The sequence below is a fragment of the Streptomyces sp. NPDC004732 genome (assembly GCF_040609235.1).
Classification (GTDB): domain Bacteria; phylum Actinomycetota; class Actinomycetes; order Streptomycetales; family Streptomycetaceae; genus Streptomyces.
Map to the genome: position 1 here is coordinate 331540 of NZ_JBEXJR010000009.1, position 14671 is coordinate 346210.

11 protein-coding genes are annotated in these 14671 nt (G+C 71.4%); 3 read left to right on the top strand and 8 right to left on the bottom strand.

Annotated features, from left to right (window positions below; genetic code table 11):
• Positions 1-73 precede the first annotated feature (73 nt).
• The 6 genes from ABZV77_RS28140 to hrcA form a co-directional block, all read right to left on the bottom strand.
• Complete coding sequence (locus tag ABZV77_RS28140; RefSeq protein ID WP_356262387.1) at positions 74-649, bottom strand: hypothetical protein; 576 nt, start codon at positions 647-649, stop codon at positions 74-76.
• A 165-nt stretch (positions 650-814) separates the two neighbouring features.
• Positions 815-1207 (bottom strand): VOC family protein, encoded by a 393-nt coding sequence (locus ABZV77_RS28145; protein ID WP_356262389.1) that lies wholly within the window; start codon positions 1205-1207, stop codon positions 815-817.
• Positions 1208-1228: 21 nt separating this feature from the next.
• Positions 1229-1972 carry a 16S rRNA (uracil(1498)-N(3))-methyltransferase gene (locus ABZV77_RS28150; protein WP_356262391.1) on the bottom strand — a complete coding sequence of 248 codons (744 nt, stop codon included), beginning with the start codon at positions 1970-1972 and terminating at the stop codon, positions 1229-1231.
• Positions 1969-3042: a nitronate monooxygenase gene (locus tag ABZV77_RS28155; protein ID WP_356262393.1), complete on the bottom strand. Its 1074-nt coding sequence runs from the start codon at positions 3040-3042 to the stop codon at positions 1969-1971. The genes ABZV77_RS28150 and ABZV77_RS28155 overlap by 4 nt, the downstream gene beginning before the upstream one ends.
• A 156-nt stretch (positions 3043-3198) precedes the next feature.
• Entirely contained in the window at positions 3199-4338 is a 1140-nt protein-coding gene (gene dnaJ, locus ABZV77_RS28160; protein WP_356262395.1) for a molecular chaperone DnaJ, read from the bottom strand.
• Positions 4339-5355 (bottom strand): heat-inducible transcriptional repressor HrcA, encoded by a 1017-nt coding sequence (gene hrcA, locus ABZV77_RS28165; RefSeq protein ID WP_356262397.1) that lies wholly within the window; start codon positions 5353-5355, stop codon positions 4339-4341.
• 185 nt (positions 5356-5540) lie between these two features.
• On the opposite strand from hrcA, the gene ABZV77_RS28170 reads away from it, so the two are divergent.
• Entirely contained in the window at positions 5541-6278 is a 738-nt protein-coding gene (locus ABZV77_RS28170; protein ID WP_356262726.1) for an MBL fold metallo-hydrolase, read from the top strand.
• Positions 6279-6313: 35 nt separating this feature from the next.
• Complete coding sequence (locus tag ABZV77_RS28175) at positions 6314-7126, top strand: DUF3097 domain-containing protein (RefSeq protein ID WP_356262400.1); 813 nt, start codon at positions 6314-6316, stop codon at positions 7124-7126.
• 8 nt (positions 7127-7134) lie between these two features.
• Here ABZV77_RS28175 and hemW read toward each other — a convergent pair whose 3' ends face one another.
• Entirely contained in the window at positions 7135-8367 is a 1233-nt protein-coding gene (gene hemW / locus ABZV77_RS28180; RefSeq protein ID WP_356262403.1) for a radical SAM family heme chaperone HemW, read from the bottom strand.
• Positions 8368-8439: 72 nt separating this feature from the next.
• A complete protein-coding gene (locus tag ABZV77_RS28185) occupies positions 8440-10308 on the bottom strand; it encodes a SpoIIE family protein phosphatase (RefSeq protein WP_356262729.1) in 1869 nt (622 codons plus the stop codon).
• Between the two features lie 267 nt (positions 10309-10575).
• On the opposite strand from ABZV77_RS28185, the gene ABZV77_RS28190 reads away from it, so the two are divergent.
• A complete protein-coding gene (locus tag ABZV77_RS28190) occupies positions 10576-14670 on the top strand; it encodes a HAMP domain-containing protein (protein WP_356262731.1) in 4095 nt (1364 codons plus the stop codon).
• Position 14671: the final 1 nt, after the last annotated feature.

The window sequence follows — 14671 nt, forward strand, 5'->3', positions numbered from 1 at the left end:
GCCTAGGCAGGCTCCGGGCGGGCCGACAGTGGTTTGGATCTCTTGCCCGGGGCCGGTCCGCGCGGCACGGGGATCACTTGCCCGGCAGACAGTTGCAGGTCGGGGCGGGCGGCGGGTCCGGCGGGGCGGTCACCGTGACGGTCGTGGTGGGCGCGGGGGCGGGCTCTTCGTGGGAGGGCGGGGTGGAGGGCTGGCCGCCCCCGTCGTGCCCGCCGTCACCGTTTCCGTTCCCGTTGCCGTCGCCGTTCCCGTCACCGTTGCCGGACTCGCAGTTGCCCAGGACGTCGACGCGAAACCACTCCTTGTCCCCCACCTTGGCGGTGAGGTTGCCGCGTACACAGGCCCCGTCGACGACGGAGTACACCCGGCCCCTGATGGTGATGTCCGTGCCGTCGGAGGTCTCGCCCTGGCAGTCCACCTTGACCACGGACTGGGTGTTGTCGGACCCGCTGCTCGGCGTGACCTTGTCCTCGAAGCTGGCGGTGCAGCTGAGCCAGGCCACGTCGACCCCCTGCCGCTCCAGCTCCTTGGTGCCCATCTCGTCCGTGGTGAGCGCGACGGCGGAGGTGTTCATCCCTCCGTCCACCGGCTCGCACGCGGTGACTCCCAGCGCGGTGGCACCGGCAAGCCCGACGGCGTACAGGATCATCGAACGCCGTGTCCCCAACACCCGTGTCCTCGGCATCCGTATCCCCGACACCCGGCCACGTAACCGCCTCAATGCCCCCATAGGCGGCAGAGTGCCACCGCGCACGCCCGTGCGGTAGACCGCTTGCGGCCATCTGTCCACCGGGTCCCCCCGGCCGGAAACGGCTCAGGTGCGCAGCAGCAGCCACTCCTGCAACTCGACCAGATTGCCTTCGGGATCCTTGAGATGGGCCACCCGCATGCGCTCCGTCATCGGCGCGGGCCCGTGCGCGAGGACCGCCCCGCGCCCGACGATCTCCTCGCAGTACGCGTCCAGGTCATCGACCCGCAGCACCACGAGCGAACGGTGCCCGGTCGCCGCGTCGGCCAGCTCGCCGAGGAGCCCGGCCATCATCGCCCGGTCCTGCAGCGCGATGCCCGCCGAGCCGACGGTGAAGCCGAACTTCTCGTACGGTCCGTCCTGGGCGCCCGACTGGGGCTTCAGGCCCAGGACTTCGCCGTAGAAGCGGTAGCAGGCAGGGAAGTCCGCGACGAGCAGACGGACCTGGGCGAGTTCCAACGCATCCCCCGGGGGGTTCGGTCAGGACCAGCGGCCGGTGCGTCCGAGGAGCAGCGCCGTCGCCGCGGTCCCGGCGGTCGACGTGCGCAACACGCTACGCCCGAGCCGGTACGGCTTCGCACCCGACTCGGCGAACACCGCGAGCTCCGCCGGGGAGACGCCCCCTTCCGGCCCGACCACCAGCACGATGTGCCCGGCCGCGGGCAGGTCCGCCGTGGCCAGCGGGTCGCTGCTGCCCTCCTCGTGCAGGACCGCCGCGAAGTCGGCGCCCGCGAGGAGCGCGGCGACCTGCTTGGTCGACGCGGCGTCGGCGATCTCGGGGAAGCGGACCCGGCGCGACTGCTTGCCCGCCTCGCGCGCGGTGGCCCGCCACTTGGCGAGGGCCTTGAGGCCGCGGTCGCCCTTCCACTGCGTGATGCAGCGCGACGCGGCCCACGGCACGACGGCGTCGACGCCGGTCTCCGTCATGGTCTCCACGGCGAGCTCGCCGCGGTCGCCCTTGGGCAGGGCCTGCACGACGGTGATGCGGGGCGACTGGGCGGCCTCCTCGGCCACCGCGTCCAGCGCCACCACGAGCCGGTCCTTGCCCTCGGCGGCGACCACCACGCCGTGCGCCCACCGTCCGGCGCCGTCGGTCAGGACGACGTCCTCACCGGCGTGCAGCCGCTTCACGGAGACGGCGTGCCGCCCTTCGGGCCCGTCGAGTACGTAGTGTCCGTCGCCGCCCGCGGTGAAGTCCTCGACGACGAAGACGGGGGCGGTCATGCCGCGCCTTCCGCCGCCGACGCCGCCTTCGCCTCGGCCAGTTCGGCGGTGAGGACCTCGACGAGCTGTCCGGCGGGCAGCTCACGGGCGAGGCGGTGGCCCTGCCCGGCCCAGAGCGCCATGCCCTGTGCGTCACCGGCCTTCGCCGCGGCCTTGCGCAGGCCGCTGGTGAGGTGGTGGATCTGGGGGTAGGCGGCGGGCGCGTACGGGCCGTGCTCGCGCATGAAGCGGTTGACGAGGCCGCGCGCGGGGCGCCCGGAGAACGCCCGGGTCAGCTCGGTCCGCACGAACAGCGGGTTGGTCATGGCCTGCTTGTGCAGGGGGTTCGCGCCCGACTCGGGGGTGACGAGGAACGCCGTGCCGAGCTGCGCCATGTCCGCGCCCGCCGCGAGCACCGCGGCGATCTGCGCGCCGCGCATCAGGCCACCGGCCGCGATGATCGGGATCTGCACGGTCTCGCGGACCTGCGTGATGAGGGAGAGCAGCCCGATCCCGGCGCCGTCGGTCTCGGGGTTGTCCTTGTGGGTGCCCTGGTGTCCGCCCGCCTCGATGCCCTGCACGCACACGGCGTCGGCCCCGGCCCACTGGGCGGTCTGGGCCTCCTCCGCAGTGGTGACAGTGACGACGGTCAGCGTGTTGACGCGGGCGAAGGAGTCGAGGACGTCACGGGTCGGGCAGCCGAAGGTGAAGGAGACGAGCGGCACGGGATCGTCGAGCAGGATCGCGAGCTTGGCGTCGTACCCGTCGTCGCGTCCGCTGTCCGGGTCGCCGAGCTCCGTCTCGTACCAGGTGGCCTCACCGGCGAGCTGGTTGCGGTAGACCTCGACGGCCGCGGGGTCCGCGGAGTCGGGCTGCGGCATGAAGAGATTGACGCCGAAGGGCCGCGAGGTGAGGCCCCGCACCTGTTTGATCTCCTGGTACATCCCGTCGGCGGTCTTGTACCCGGCGGCGAGGAACCCGAGCCCCCCGGCCTCGGCGACGGCCGCGGCCAGCCGGGGGCCGGAGGCACCGCCCGCCATGGGGGCCTGCACGATCGGACAGCGGCAGAGATCGGTCAGTGCGGAGGACATGACGGCATCGTGCCACGGTCCACTCCACCCGCCGAATCGTGCCCCGTAAGGGGCGCGGGGAACTGCGCGACCAGCCCCCACGACCCGCAGACAAACGAGAAGCCCCCGGCGCCGGAAGAATCCGTCGCCGGGGGCCAAAGACCACCGCTCAAGGCGCTACCGCCCGTTGAACGCGTCCTTCAGGCGTGAGAACAGCCCCTGCTGGCCCGGCTGGAACTGCCCCGTGGGCCGCTCCTCGCCGCGCGCCTTCGACAGCTCGCGCAGCAGCCGCTCCTGCTCGGGGTCGAGCTTCGTCGGCGTGAGGACCTCGACGTGCACGATGAGGTCGCCCCGGCCGCCGCCGCGCAGGTGCGTGATGCCCCGCCCGTGCAGCGGGACGGACTGCCCCGACTGCGTGCCGGGCCGGATGTCGATCTCCTCGAGACCGTCCAGCGTCTCCAGCGGCACCTTCGTGCCGAGCGCCGCCGCCGTCATCGGAATGGTGACGGTGCAGTGCAGATCGTCGCCGCGCCGCTGGAAGACGGCGTGCGGCAGCTCGTGGATCTCGACGTAGAGGTCACCGGCGGGACCGCCGCCGGGGCCGACCTCGCCCTCGCCCGCGAGCTGGATCCGCGTGCCGTTGTCGACACCTGCGGGGATCTTCACGGTCAGGGTCCTGCGCGACCGGATGCGGCCGTCACCGGCGCACTCCGGGCAGGGCGTCGGCACGACCGTGCCGAAGCCCTGGCACTGCGGGCAGGGCCGTGAGGTCATGACCTGGCCGAGGAAGGACCGGGTGACCTGCGACACCTCACCGCGGCCGCGGCACATGTCACACGTCTGGGCGGAGGTACCGGGCGCGGCACCTTCACCACTGCAGGTCGTACACACCACAGCGGTGTCGACCTGTATGTCCTTGGTGGTCCCGAAGGCGGCCTCGTCGAGGTCGATCTCCAGCCGGATCATGGCGTCCTGGCCACGGCGCGTGCGCGAGCGGGGCCCGCGCTGCGACGCCGTCCCGAAGAACGCGTCCATGATGTCGGAGAAGTTGCCGAAGCCGCCGGCGCCGAAGCCACCCGCGCCTCCGCCGCCGCCCGCCTGGGACAGGGGGTCGCCGCCGAGGTCGTAGACCTGCTTCTTCTGCGGGTCCGACAACACCTCGTACGCGGCGTTGATCTCCTTGAAGCGCTCCTGAGTCTTCGGATCCGGATTCACATCCGGGTGAAGCTCTCGCGCCAGCCTCCGGAAGGCCTTCTTGATTTCGTCCTGGGAAGCGTCGCGGCGCACGCCGAGTACGGCGTAGTAGTCCGTGGCCACTTACGACTCCGCCAGGATCTGTCCGACGTAACGTGCCACTGCGCGTACTGCTCCCATCGTTCCCGGATAGTCCATGCGGGTCGGTCCGACCACGCCGAGTTTGGCTACTGCCTCGCTTCCCGAACCGTAGCCGACCGAGACTACGGACGTGGAGCTGAGTCCCTCATGGGCGTTCTCATGACCGATCCGTACGGCCATGCCCGAATCCTGCACCTCACCAAGCAACTTGAGGAGCACGACCTGCTCCTCAAGGGCTTCGAGAACGGGCCGGATGGTGAGGGGAAAGTCATGTCCGAAGCGAGTGAGATTGGCGGTGCCGCCGATCATCAGCCGCTCCTCCGTCTCCTCGACGAGTGTCTCGAGGAGGGTGGAGAGGACGGTCGTGACGGTGCCGCGGTCCTCGGCCTCGAAGGCCTCGGGCAGGTCCTGCACCAACTGTGGCACGTCCGCGAAGCGCCGCCCCGCGACCCTGCTGTTCAGCCGGGCCCGCAGGTCCGCGAGCGCGGTCTCGCCGAACGGTGCCGGGCAGTCGATCATGCGCTGCTCGACCCGCCCCGTGTCGGTGATCAGTACGAGCATCAGCCGGGCGGGGGCCAGCGAGAGCAGCTCCACGTGCCGCACCGTCGACCGCGTGAGCGACGGATACTGCACGACGGCGACCTGCCGGGTGAGCTGCGCGAGCAGCCGCACCGTACGCCCCACGACGTCGTCGAGGTCGACGGCGCCGTCAAGGAAGTTCTGGATGGCCCGCCGCTCCGGCGCGGTCATCGGCTTGACGCCTGCGAGTTTGTCGACAAAGAGACGGTAGCCCTTGTCGGTCGGGATGCGCCCCGCGCTGGTGTGCGGCTGGGCGATGAACCCTTCCTCCTCGAGCACCGCCATGTCATTGCGGACGGTGGCCGGGGAGACCCCCAGACGGTGTCGCTCGGTGAGCGCCTTGGAGCCGACGGGCTCCTCCGTCCCCACATAGTCATGGACGATGGCGCGCAGCACTTCGAGCCTGCGTTCACTGAGCATCGCGCACACCTCCAGCTGTCTCCGTCGCTCACGACGGGCCCCGGCAACCCCCGAGCCCCCTCGCCTGGCACTCACCGCGGGCGAGTGCCAGCACTTCAAAAGGTCAGTGTACGGCCGTGGGGTACGGGCCCGGCAAGACAGCGGCTGCCGAACACCGCCCGTACGGATAGCGTCACCGTATGAACGTGACGCCTGCATGGGAAGCAGCGGGCTGGGAGCGGCTCGCGCCACGCGTGGGACGGTGCCGCCTGCCCGTCTGGGACTGCACGGCGGGGCTCGTCGTCGGCGACGACGCGGCCCTCATGATCGAGGCGGGTGCGCATCTGGCCGAGGGCGCGGCGCTGCGGACCCGGGCCCGGCAGATCCTGGGCGACGGCCGCAGGGTCACCCACCTCGCGCTCACCCACCCGCACTTCGACCACGTCCTCGGGGCCGCGGCCTTCGCGGGCGTGGAGGTGTACGGGGCGGTGGGCATCGACACGGTCCTCGCCAAGGGCCGCGACGAGCTGCGCGCGGACGCGGTGCGGCACGGCCTGGCCGCGGACGCGGCGGCCGAGGCGGCCGACCTCCTGGTCTCCCCGCACCACCTGGTGTGCGGGGAGTGGACGCTCGACCTGGGCGGCGGCCTCCAGGTGCTGCTCGCCAACGTCGGCCCCGGCCACTCCGGCCACGACCTCGCGGTCCTGGTGCCCGGCACCGACGGCGGCCGGGAGGTCGTCTTCTGCGGCGACCTGGTCGAGGAGTCGGGCGAGCCGCAGGCGGGTCCGGACGCGGTGCCGAAGCACTGGCCCGCGGCGCTGGACCGGCTCCTGGACCTGGGCGGCGAGGACGCGCTCTACGTTCCGGGGCACGGTGCGACGGTAGATGCGGCTTTTGTCCGCGCCCAACGCGCCACACTCGCAGCCCGCTTCGGCGTGTCGTAGCCGAACCCGCGCCCGCTCTTCCTATCGTCATCAGAATGCGCCAGTACTCCGCCGACCTCACGCCCCCTTGGAAGAAGCCGAAGCCCGTGCCGGAGGTGGCCGCGGACGCGGACCTCGTGGTGGAGGAGCTGAGCACCGGCTTCTGCGGGGCGGTGATCCGCTGCGAGAAGACGGCGCAGGGCCCGACGGTGACCCTGGAGGACCGCTTCGGCAAGCAGCGCGTCTTCCCCATGGAGCCGCGCGGCTTCCTCCTGGAGGGCCGCCCGGTCACCCTGGTCCGCCCCACCCAGGCCCCCGTACGCCCTTCCCGCACCGCCTCCGGCTCGGTGGCCGTCCCCGGCGCGCGAGCCAGGGTCGCCCGTGCGGGACGCATCTACGTAGAGGGCCGTCACGACGCCGAACTGGTCGAGCGCGTCTGGGGCGACGACCTCCGCATCGAGGGCGTCGTCGTCGAGTACCTGGAGGGCATCGACGACCTCCCCGCGATCGTCGCCGAGTTCGCCCCCGGCCCCGACGCCCGCCTCGGCGTCCTGGTCGACCACCTGGTCCCCGGCTCCAAGGAGTCCCGCATCGCCACACAGGTCACCAGCGCCCACGCGCTGGTGGTCGGCCACCCCTACATCGACATCTGGGAGGCGGTGAAGCCCTCCTCGGTCGGCATCCCCGCGTGGCCCCGCATCCCCAGGGGCCAGGACTGGAAGACGGGCATCTGCACATCCCTCGGCTGGCCGGAGAACACGGGCGCGGCCTGGCAGCGCATCCTGAACTCGGTCCACTCCTACAAGGACCTGGAGCCCCCGCTCCTGGGCCGGGTGGAAGAACTGATCGACTTCGTCACACTCCCGTAGCGGCGGACCTAGTCCACCAGGTCCCGCACCACCGCGTCCGCCAGCAACCGCCCCCGAAGCGTCAGCACGGCCCGCCCCTCCCCGTAGGGCCCTGCCTCGAGAAGCCCCTCGTCCCGCGCCCGCACGGACGCCGCGAGCCCGGCCTCCCTGAGCAGCGACAGCGGGCACCCCTCCCGCAGCCGGAGCTCCAGCAGGATCCGTTCCACTCGCCGGTCCTCCGCGGAGAGCACCTCGCGCCCGGCCCCGGGCGACCCGCCACGCGCCAGCGCCCCCGCATACGCCCCGGGATGCTTGACGTTCCACCACCGCACGCCGCCCACGTGGCTGTGTGCCCCGGGACCGGCGCCCCACCAGTCGGCGCCCCGCCAGTACAGCTCGTTGTGCAGGCACCGGCCGCTCTCGGACGTGGCCCAGTTGGACACCTCATACCACTCGAAGCCCGCACCCCCCAGCACCTCGTCGGCGATCAGGTACCGGTCCGCGTGCACGTCGTCGTCGGTCATCGGCACCTCGCCGCGCCGGATCCGCCGCGCCAGCTGCGTGCCCTCCTCCACGATCAGCGCATAGGCGCTGACGTGGTCGGGCCCGGCCCCGAGCGCCGCGTCGAGCGTGGCGCGCCAGTCGTCGTCCGTCTCCCCCGGCGTGCCGTAGATCAGGTCGAGGTTCACGTGCTCGAACCCCGCCGCCCGCGCCTCCGCGACGCACGCCTCGGGCCGACCGGGCGTATGCGTGCGGTCGAGCACCTTCAGGACGTGCTGCTTCGCGCTCTGCATGCCGAAGGAGACCCGGTTGAACCCGCCCTCCCGCAGCTCGCTCAGATACGCCTCGTCGACCGACTCCGGATTCGCCTCGGTCGTGATCTCCGCATCGTCCGCGAGCCCGAATTCGTCCCGTACGGCGGCGAGCATCCGCACGAGATCGCGCGCGGCGAGCAGCGTCGGCGTACCGCCGCCCACGAACACGGTCCGCACGGGCCGCGGGTCGTCGCCCAGGACCTTCCTGGCGAGCCGCACCTCGTCGACGAGGGTCTCCGCGTAGTTGTCGCGGGAGGCGAGCACGCCGCCGGAGCCGCGCAGCTCGGTCGCGGTGTAGGTGTTGAAGTCGCAGTACCCGCAGCGCGTGGCGCAGTACGGGACGTGCAGGTAGAAGCCGAGGGGGCGGGAGGCCGCGCCGTCGAGGGCGGACGCGGGCAGCGCGCCGTCCTCGGGCATGGGCTCACCATCGGGCAGTGCGGAAGGCATACCTTCGATTGTCCCCCACCGCACGGCACACCCCGCTCGCCCCGCCCCGCCCCGCCCGGCGTGTGGCCCGCCTCACCGGGCCCGAAGCACCAGCAACGCCAGATCGTCGTCCGGTGGCCGCTCAGAGAACTCGTGCACGAGCCGCCGGATCCGCTCCGCCGTCAGCCCCGCGTCGAGCCCCGCGCAGCTGGCGAGCGCCGCCGCGAGCCCGTCGCCGTCGTCGAACTGGCGCCGCCCCGTGCGGCGCTCGGTCACGCCGTCCGTGACGCACAGGAGCGTCTCGCCGGAGCGCAGGTCGAAGCTCTCGCTGGTGTACGTCTCGTCGTCGACGACCCCGAGCAGCATCTGCGGAGTGGCCGCCTCCCGCACCTCGCCGTCGGCGGACATGAGGAGCGGCAGCGGATGCCCCGCGCACGCGATCGTGCAGCGCACTCCCCCTTCGTACGGAACGATCTCGCCGTACAGGAGCGAGAGGAAGCGCGAGGTGGGGCTGTCGGGCGGCAGCGCCTGCCCGCCCGCCACCGCGACGACCGCGGCCGCCGCGTCCGCCGCCTCGGTCGCGTCGTCGAGGAGGAGCTGGTTGAGGCGGTCCATGACCTCCGCGACCGCGTACCCCTCGCGGGCGAGCAGCCGCAGCCAGGGGCGGGCGAGACCGATGACGACGGCCGCCTCGGGACCCTTGCCCTGGACGTCGCCGAGCGCGAAGCACCAGCGGCCCTCGCCCGCCTGGAACACGTCGTAGAAGTCGCCGCCGGGGCCGCCCTTGTCCCGCGGCTCGTAGACGAGGCCGCTCTCGACGCCGGGGATCTCCGCGACCTTGCTGGGCAGCAGCCCCCGCTGGAGCACCTGGCTGATGTTGGCCTGGCGCTGGTAGCGCCGTGCGGTGCTGATGGCGAGGGCGACCCGGCGGCTGAAGTCCTCGACGAGTCCGGTGACTTCGTCGGGGAAGCGGATGAGGCCCGCCCGGCCGATGACGAGCGTGCCGAGGGCGCGCCCGCCCGCGGTCAGCCGGTACGCCAGCGCCGCGCCTGACGTCCCACCCGCGGGCACCTCCCCGGGCCAGGGGACGGGGAAGGCGCCCGAGCCCGCCGTTTCCGGCACCCGGGGCGGCTCCTTCTCCAGAACGCGGCGCAGCTCCTCTATCCGGTGCTCGCTGGTGTGCCACACCCGGGCGAGCCGTGCGCTCTGCACGCCCACGGAGCCGTGCCCCGACCCTTGGGACGCGTCATCGAGCCACACCGCGCACCAGTCCGCGAGGCGCGGCACGAGCAGCTGTCCGGCGAGGGCGGCCACCAGGTCCTCGTCGAACTGTCCGGCCAGCAGGTCGGAGGCTTCGGCGAGGAAGGTGAGCGCGCCCCTGTTGACCCACTCCGTGTCCTGCGAGGTGCGCCTCGGCATCGGCGCGAGGATCTCGGCGGCGCGCAGCCCGCGCTGCAGCGCCTGTTCGCTCGCGTACGACTCGATCTCCTGGACGGCCTGGACGCCCTCGACGGGCAGCCGGGCCCAGACCGACTTGGTGCCCGTGCGGTAGGTGATGCCCCAGGACTCGGAGAGGGTCGCGACGAGGTGGAGGCCCCGGCCGTACTCGGGGGTGCCGGACGGCGGCGGACGCTGCTCGTTGCGGACGGCGCGGGAGGGGTGGTGGTCGGAGACCTCGATGACGACGAAGTCCGCGCTCTCGCCCGGCAGCGCCTCGTCGAGCCTGCACATCAGCTCGACCGCCGTGCCCGCGTGCACGACGGCGTTGGTCACCAACTCGCTGACCAGCAGCACCGAGTCGTCGGCCAGCCGGTCGGTGAGGCCCGTGGCGGCCGGCACCCCGAGCTCGGTCCAGTCGGCGAGCGCCGCTCGCACGAATTTGCGTGCGGCGGCGGGTGCCAGCGGATTTCCGGGCAGCGACGTGCGCGCCACCGCCGGTGGCCCGGGGCGGCCCGGGTCCATGGCGGAGGCACGGATATCGGCCTCCCGTTGCAGCGGAATGGACCCCACGGTGCGGCTCCTGAGCAGTTCGGGCGAATACGCCTCAGGCGACACCGACAGAGTGACAGACTGGCCACGCCCATAAGCACCGAGTTACCGAAGTGGGCCGTTATGAGTGAGAACAGTGCTATGCCTGTGCCTGCAAAGCGCCGCATTCCGGCCCCGGCACAGAACATCGAGTCCGACACGGATCCGGCCACCAGTCAGCTGCGCCCGCTTCTCGCCGCCATGCGTGCCGCACGGGACGGCGACTTCACCAAGGTGACGCCGGTGGGCGACGGCATGACCGCCGAGCTGTACGCGGTGTTCAACGAGATGCTCGACCGTTCGGTCCACTTCGACGTCGAACTGATCCGCGTGCGCCGCGAGATCATAAGGCACGGCCGACTGGACGAACGGTTCGGCGCGAGCCCGGGTCAGGGCAGGTGGGCCGCCCGCGTCTCGGAGGTCAACACCCTGCTCGACGCGCTGGTGGCCCCGGCGGCGAACGCCACCCGGGTGCTGAACGCGGTGGCGGGCGGTGACCTCACCCAGCGGGTCGACCTGCACGACGGCACCCGTGAACTGCGGGGCGATTTACGCCGCCTGGGGCGTGCGGTCAACGCGATGGTGGACCAGCTGTCCCTCTTCACGGGCGAGGTCACGCGCGTCGCGCGCGAGGTCGGCACGGAGGGGCGCCTCGGCGGCCGCGCCAAGGTGCGCGGCCTCTCGGGAAGTTGGCGGGATGTGACCGAAGCCGTCAACACGATGGCGGCCCGGCTCACCGCCCAGGTGCGGGACATCGCGCTCGTGACGACGGCCGTGGCGCAGGGCGACCTGACACGCACAGTGACCGTCGAGGCGACGGGTGAGCTCCTTGAACTGAAGCTCACCGTGAACACGATGGTGGAGCAGCTCTCCGCGTTCGCCGCCGAGGTGACGCGGGTGGCGCGCGAGGTCGGCACCGAGGGCCAGTTGGGCGGCCGCGCCCAGGCGCGCGGGGTGTCGGGCGTGTGGAAGGACCTCACGGACAACGTCAACTTCATGGCGTCGAACCTCACCTCCCAGGTCCGCAACATCGCCCAGGTCACCACGGCCGTCGCCAACGGCGACCTCAGCCAGAAGATCACCGTCGACGCCCGGGGCGAGATCCTGGAGCTGAAGTCGACGGTGAACACGATGGTGGACCAGCTGTCCGCCTTCGCCGACGAGGTCACCCGCGTCGCCCGCGAGGTCGGCACCGAAGGAAACCTGGGCGGGCGCGCTCAGGTGCGGGGCGTGTCGGGCGTGTGGAAGGACCTCACCGACAACGTCAACTTCATGGCCGACAACCTCACCTCCCAGGTCCGCAACATCGCGCTCGTGTCGACGGCCGTGGCCCAGGGCGACCTGGGCAAGAAGATCACGGTCGAGGCGAAGGGCGAGATCCTCGAACTGAAGTCGACGATCAACACGATGGTGGACCAGCTGTCCGCCTTCGCCGACGAGGTCACCCGCGTCGCCCGCGAGGTCGGCACCGAAGGAAACCTGGGCGGTCAGGCCCAGGTCCGGGGCGTGTCCGGCGTATGGAAGGACCTCACGGACAACGTCAACTTCATGGCGTCGAACCTCACCTCCCAGGTCCGCAACATCGCCCAGGTCACCACGGCCGTCGCCAACGGCGACCTGTCCAAGATGATCACGGTCACGGCGCGCGGCGAGATCCTGGAGCTGAAGGACACCGTCAACACGATGGTGGAGCAGCTGCGCGCCTTCGCCGACGAGGTCACCCGCGTCGCCCGCGAGGTCGGCACGGACGGCCGGCTCGGCGGCCGCGCACAGGTCCTCGGCGTATCGGGCGTGTGGAAGGACCTCACCGACAACGTCAACTACATGGCGGACAACCTCACGGGCCAGGTCCGCAACATCGCGCAGGTCGCGACGGCCGTGGCCCAGGGCGACCTCTCCAAGAAGATCGACGTCGACGCGCGCGGCGAGATCCTGGAGCTGAAGACCACCATCAACACCATGGTGGACACGCTGTCCTCGTTCTCCTCCGAGGTGACCCGCGTGGCCCGCGAGGTCGGCTCCGAGGGCCAACTAGGCGGCCAGGCCCGGGTCGAGGGCGTGTACGGCACGTGGAAGCGCCTGACGACGAACGTGAACGAGCTGGCGCTGAACCTCACCACCCAGGTCCGCGCCATCGCCGAGGTCGCGTCCGCCGTGGCCCAGGGCGACATGACCCGCTCCATCACGGTCGAGACCCGCGGCGAGGTGTCCGAGCTCAAGGACAACATCAACCTCATGGTCTCCAACCTCCGCGAGACCACCCGCGCCAAGGACTGGCTGGAGTCCAACCTCGCCCGCCTCGCCGGTCTGATGCAGGGCCACCGGGACCTGATGGAGGTCGCCGACCTGATCCTGCGCGAGCTGACCCCGCTGGTGAACGCGCAGTACGGCGCCTTCTTCCTGGCCGACCCGGACACGGCCGAAGCCCCGGCGCCCACCCAGGTGACCGCCAAGGGCCTCGCCTTCATCGCCGGGTACGGCGCGGCGCAGGGCTCGGTCGTCGACACCGGCGGCATGCCCGCGCAGGGTCTGGTGCGCCAGGCGGCGCTGGAGAAGAAGCGCATCCTCGTCGAGGAGGTCCCGCCGGAGTACATCAAGATCCACTCGGGGCTCGGCGACGCCGCCCCCGCCACGGTCGTCATCATCCCGATCCTCTTCGAGGACAAGCTGCTCGGCGTCATCGAGCTGGCCACGTTCTCCCGCTTCTCCGACGTCCACCTGGCGTTCTTCGACCAGTTCGTGAACACCATCGGCGTCGCGATCAACACGATCATCGCCAACTCCCGTACGGAGTCCCTGCTCGGCGAGTCGCAGCGGCTGGCCATCCAGCTCCAGGAGCGCTCGGACGAGCTCCAGCGGCAGCAGGCCGAACTGCGGCGTTCGAACGCGGAGCTGGAGGAGAAGGCCGCCCTGCTGGCCACGAGCTCCCAGTACAAGTCGGAGTTCCTGGCGAACATGTCGCACGAGCTGCGCACCCCGCTCAACTCCCTGCTGATCCTCGCCCGGCTGCTCTCCGACAACCCCGACGACCACCTCTCCGACCAGGAGGTGCAGTTCGCGACGACCATCCACCGCTCGGGCTCCGACCTCCTTCAGCTCATCAACGACATCCTGGACCTGTCGAAGATCGAGGCGGGCCGGATGGACGTACGCCCCAAGAAGCTCCCCCTCATCAAGGTCCTCGACTACGTCCACGCGACGTTCCGCCCGCTCACCCTCGACCGCGGTCTCGCCTTCGACGTGTCGGTGGGCGAGGACGTGCCGCGCGAGATGTTCTCGGACGAGCAGCGCCTCCAGCAGATCCTGCGCAACCTGCTGTCCAACGCGGTCAAGTTCACCTCGGCGGGCAGCGTCGAGCTGCGGGTCAGCCGGGTCGCGCAGGCCTCGGGCGACCGGCTGCTCCACGACAACGACGACCTGCTCTGCTTCGCCGTCAGCGACACCGGCATCGGCATCCCGTCCGAGCAACTGCCGGTGATCTTCGAGGCGTTCCAGCAGGCCGACGGCACCACCAACCGCAAGTACGGCGGCACCGGCCTCGGCCTCTCCATCAGCCGCGAGATCGCGGGCCTGCTCGGCGGCCGCATCACCGCGGAGAGCCGCCCCGGCCAGGGCTCGACCTTCTCGCTCTACGTTCCCGTGGTGCACCCGGGCCACGGCGCCGCCGCCATCGCGTACGCGGCAGCGCACACCCAGCACCTGCCGGAACCGATCGAGCAGGCGGCCCTGCGGCCGCACACCGCACTCGAACCCGACGACAGCTGGCCCACGCCCACCAAGCTGGAGGAGTGGAAGGAAGGGCGCGCGGGCCGCATACTGCCGGGCCGCAGGGTGCTCATCGTCGACGACGACATCCGCAACGTCTTCGCGCTCACCCATGTCCTCAGCCGCGTCGGCATGCCCGTCCTGTACGCGGAGAACGGCCGCGAGGGCATCGAGACGCTGGAGCGCAATCCGGATGTCGACATCGTCCTCATGGACATCATGATGCCGGAGATGGACGGCTACGAAACCATGGTCGCGATCCGTCGCAGCCCCCGCTGGCGGGGCCTGCCCATCGTCGCCCTCACCGCCAAGGCCATGCCCGGAGACCGTGAGAAGGCCATCTCCCAGGGCGCCACCGACTACGTCCCCAAGCCCGTGGACGTAGACCAACTGCTCGGCGTCGTCTGTGCCCTCCTGGACCCAGCCGGCTCGTCGACCGACGAGCAATCCACGACCACCGATCCAGAGACCGTCGTTCAGGAGCAGGACAGCGTGCAAGGAGAAAGCGTTGTTCCGCCGACGACCGAGTGAG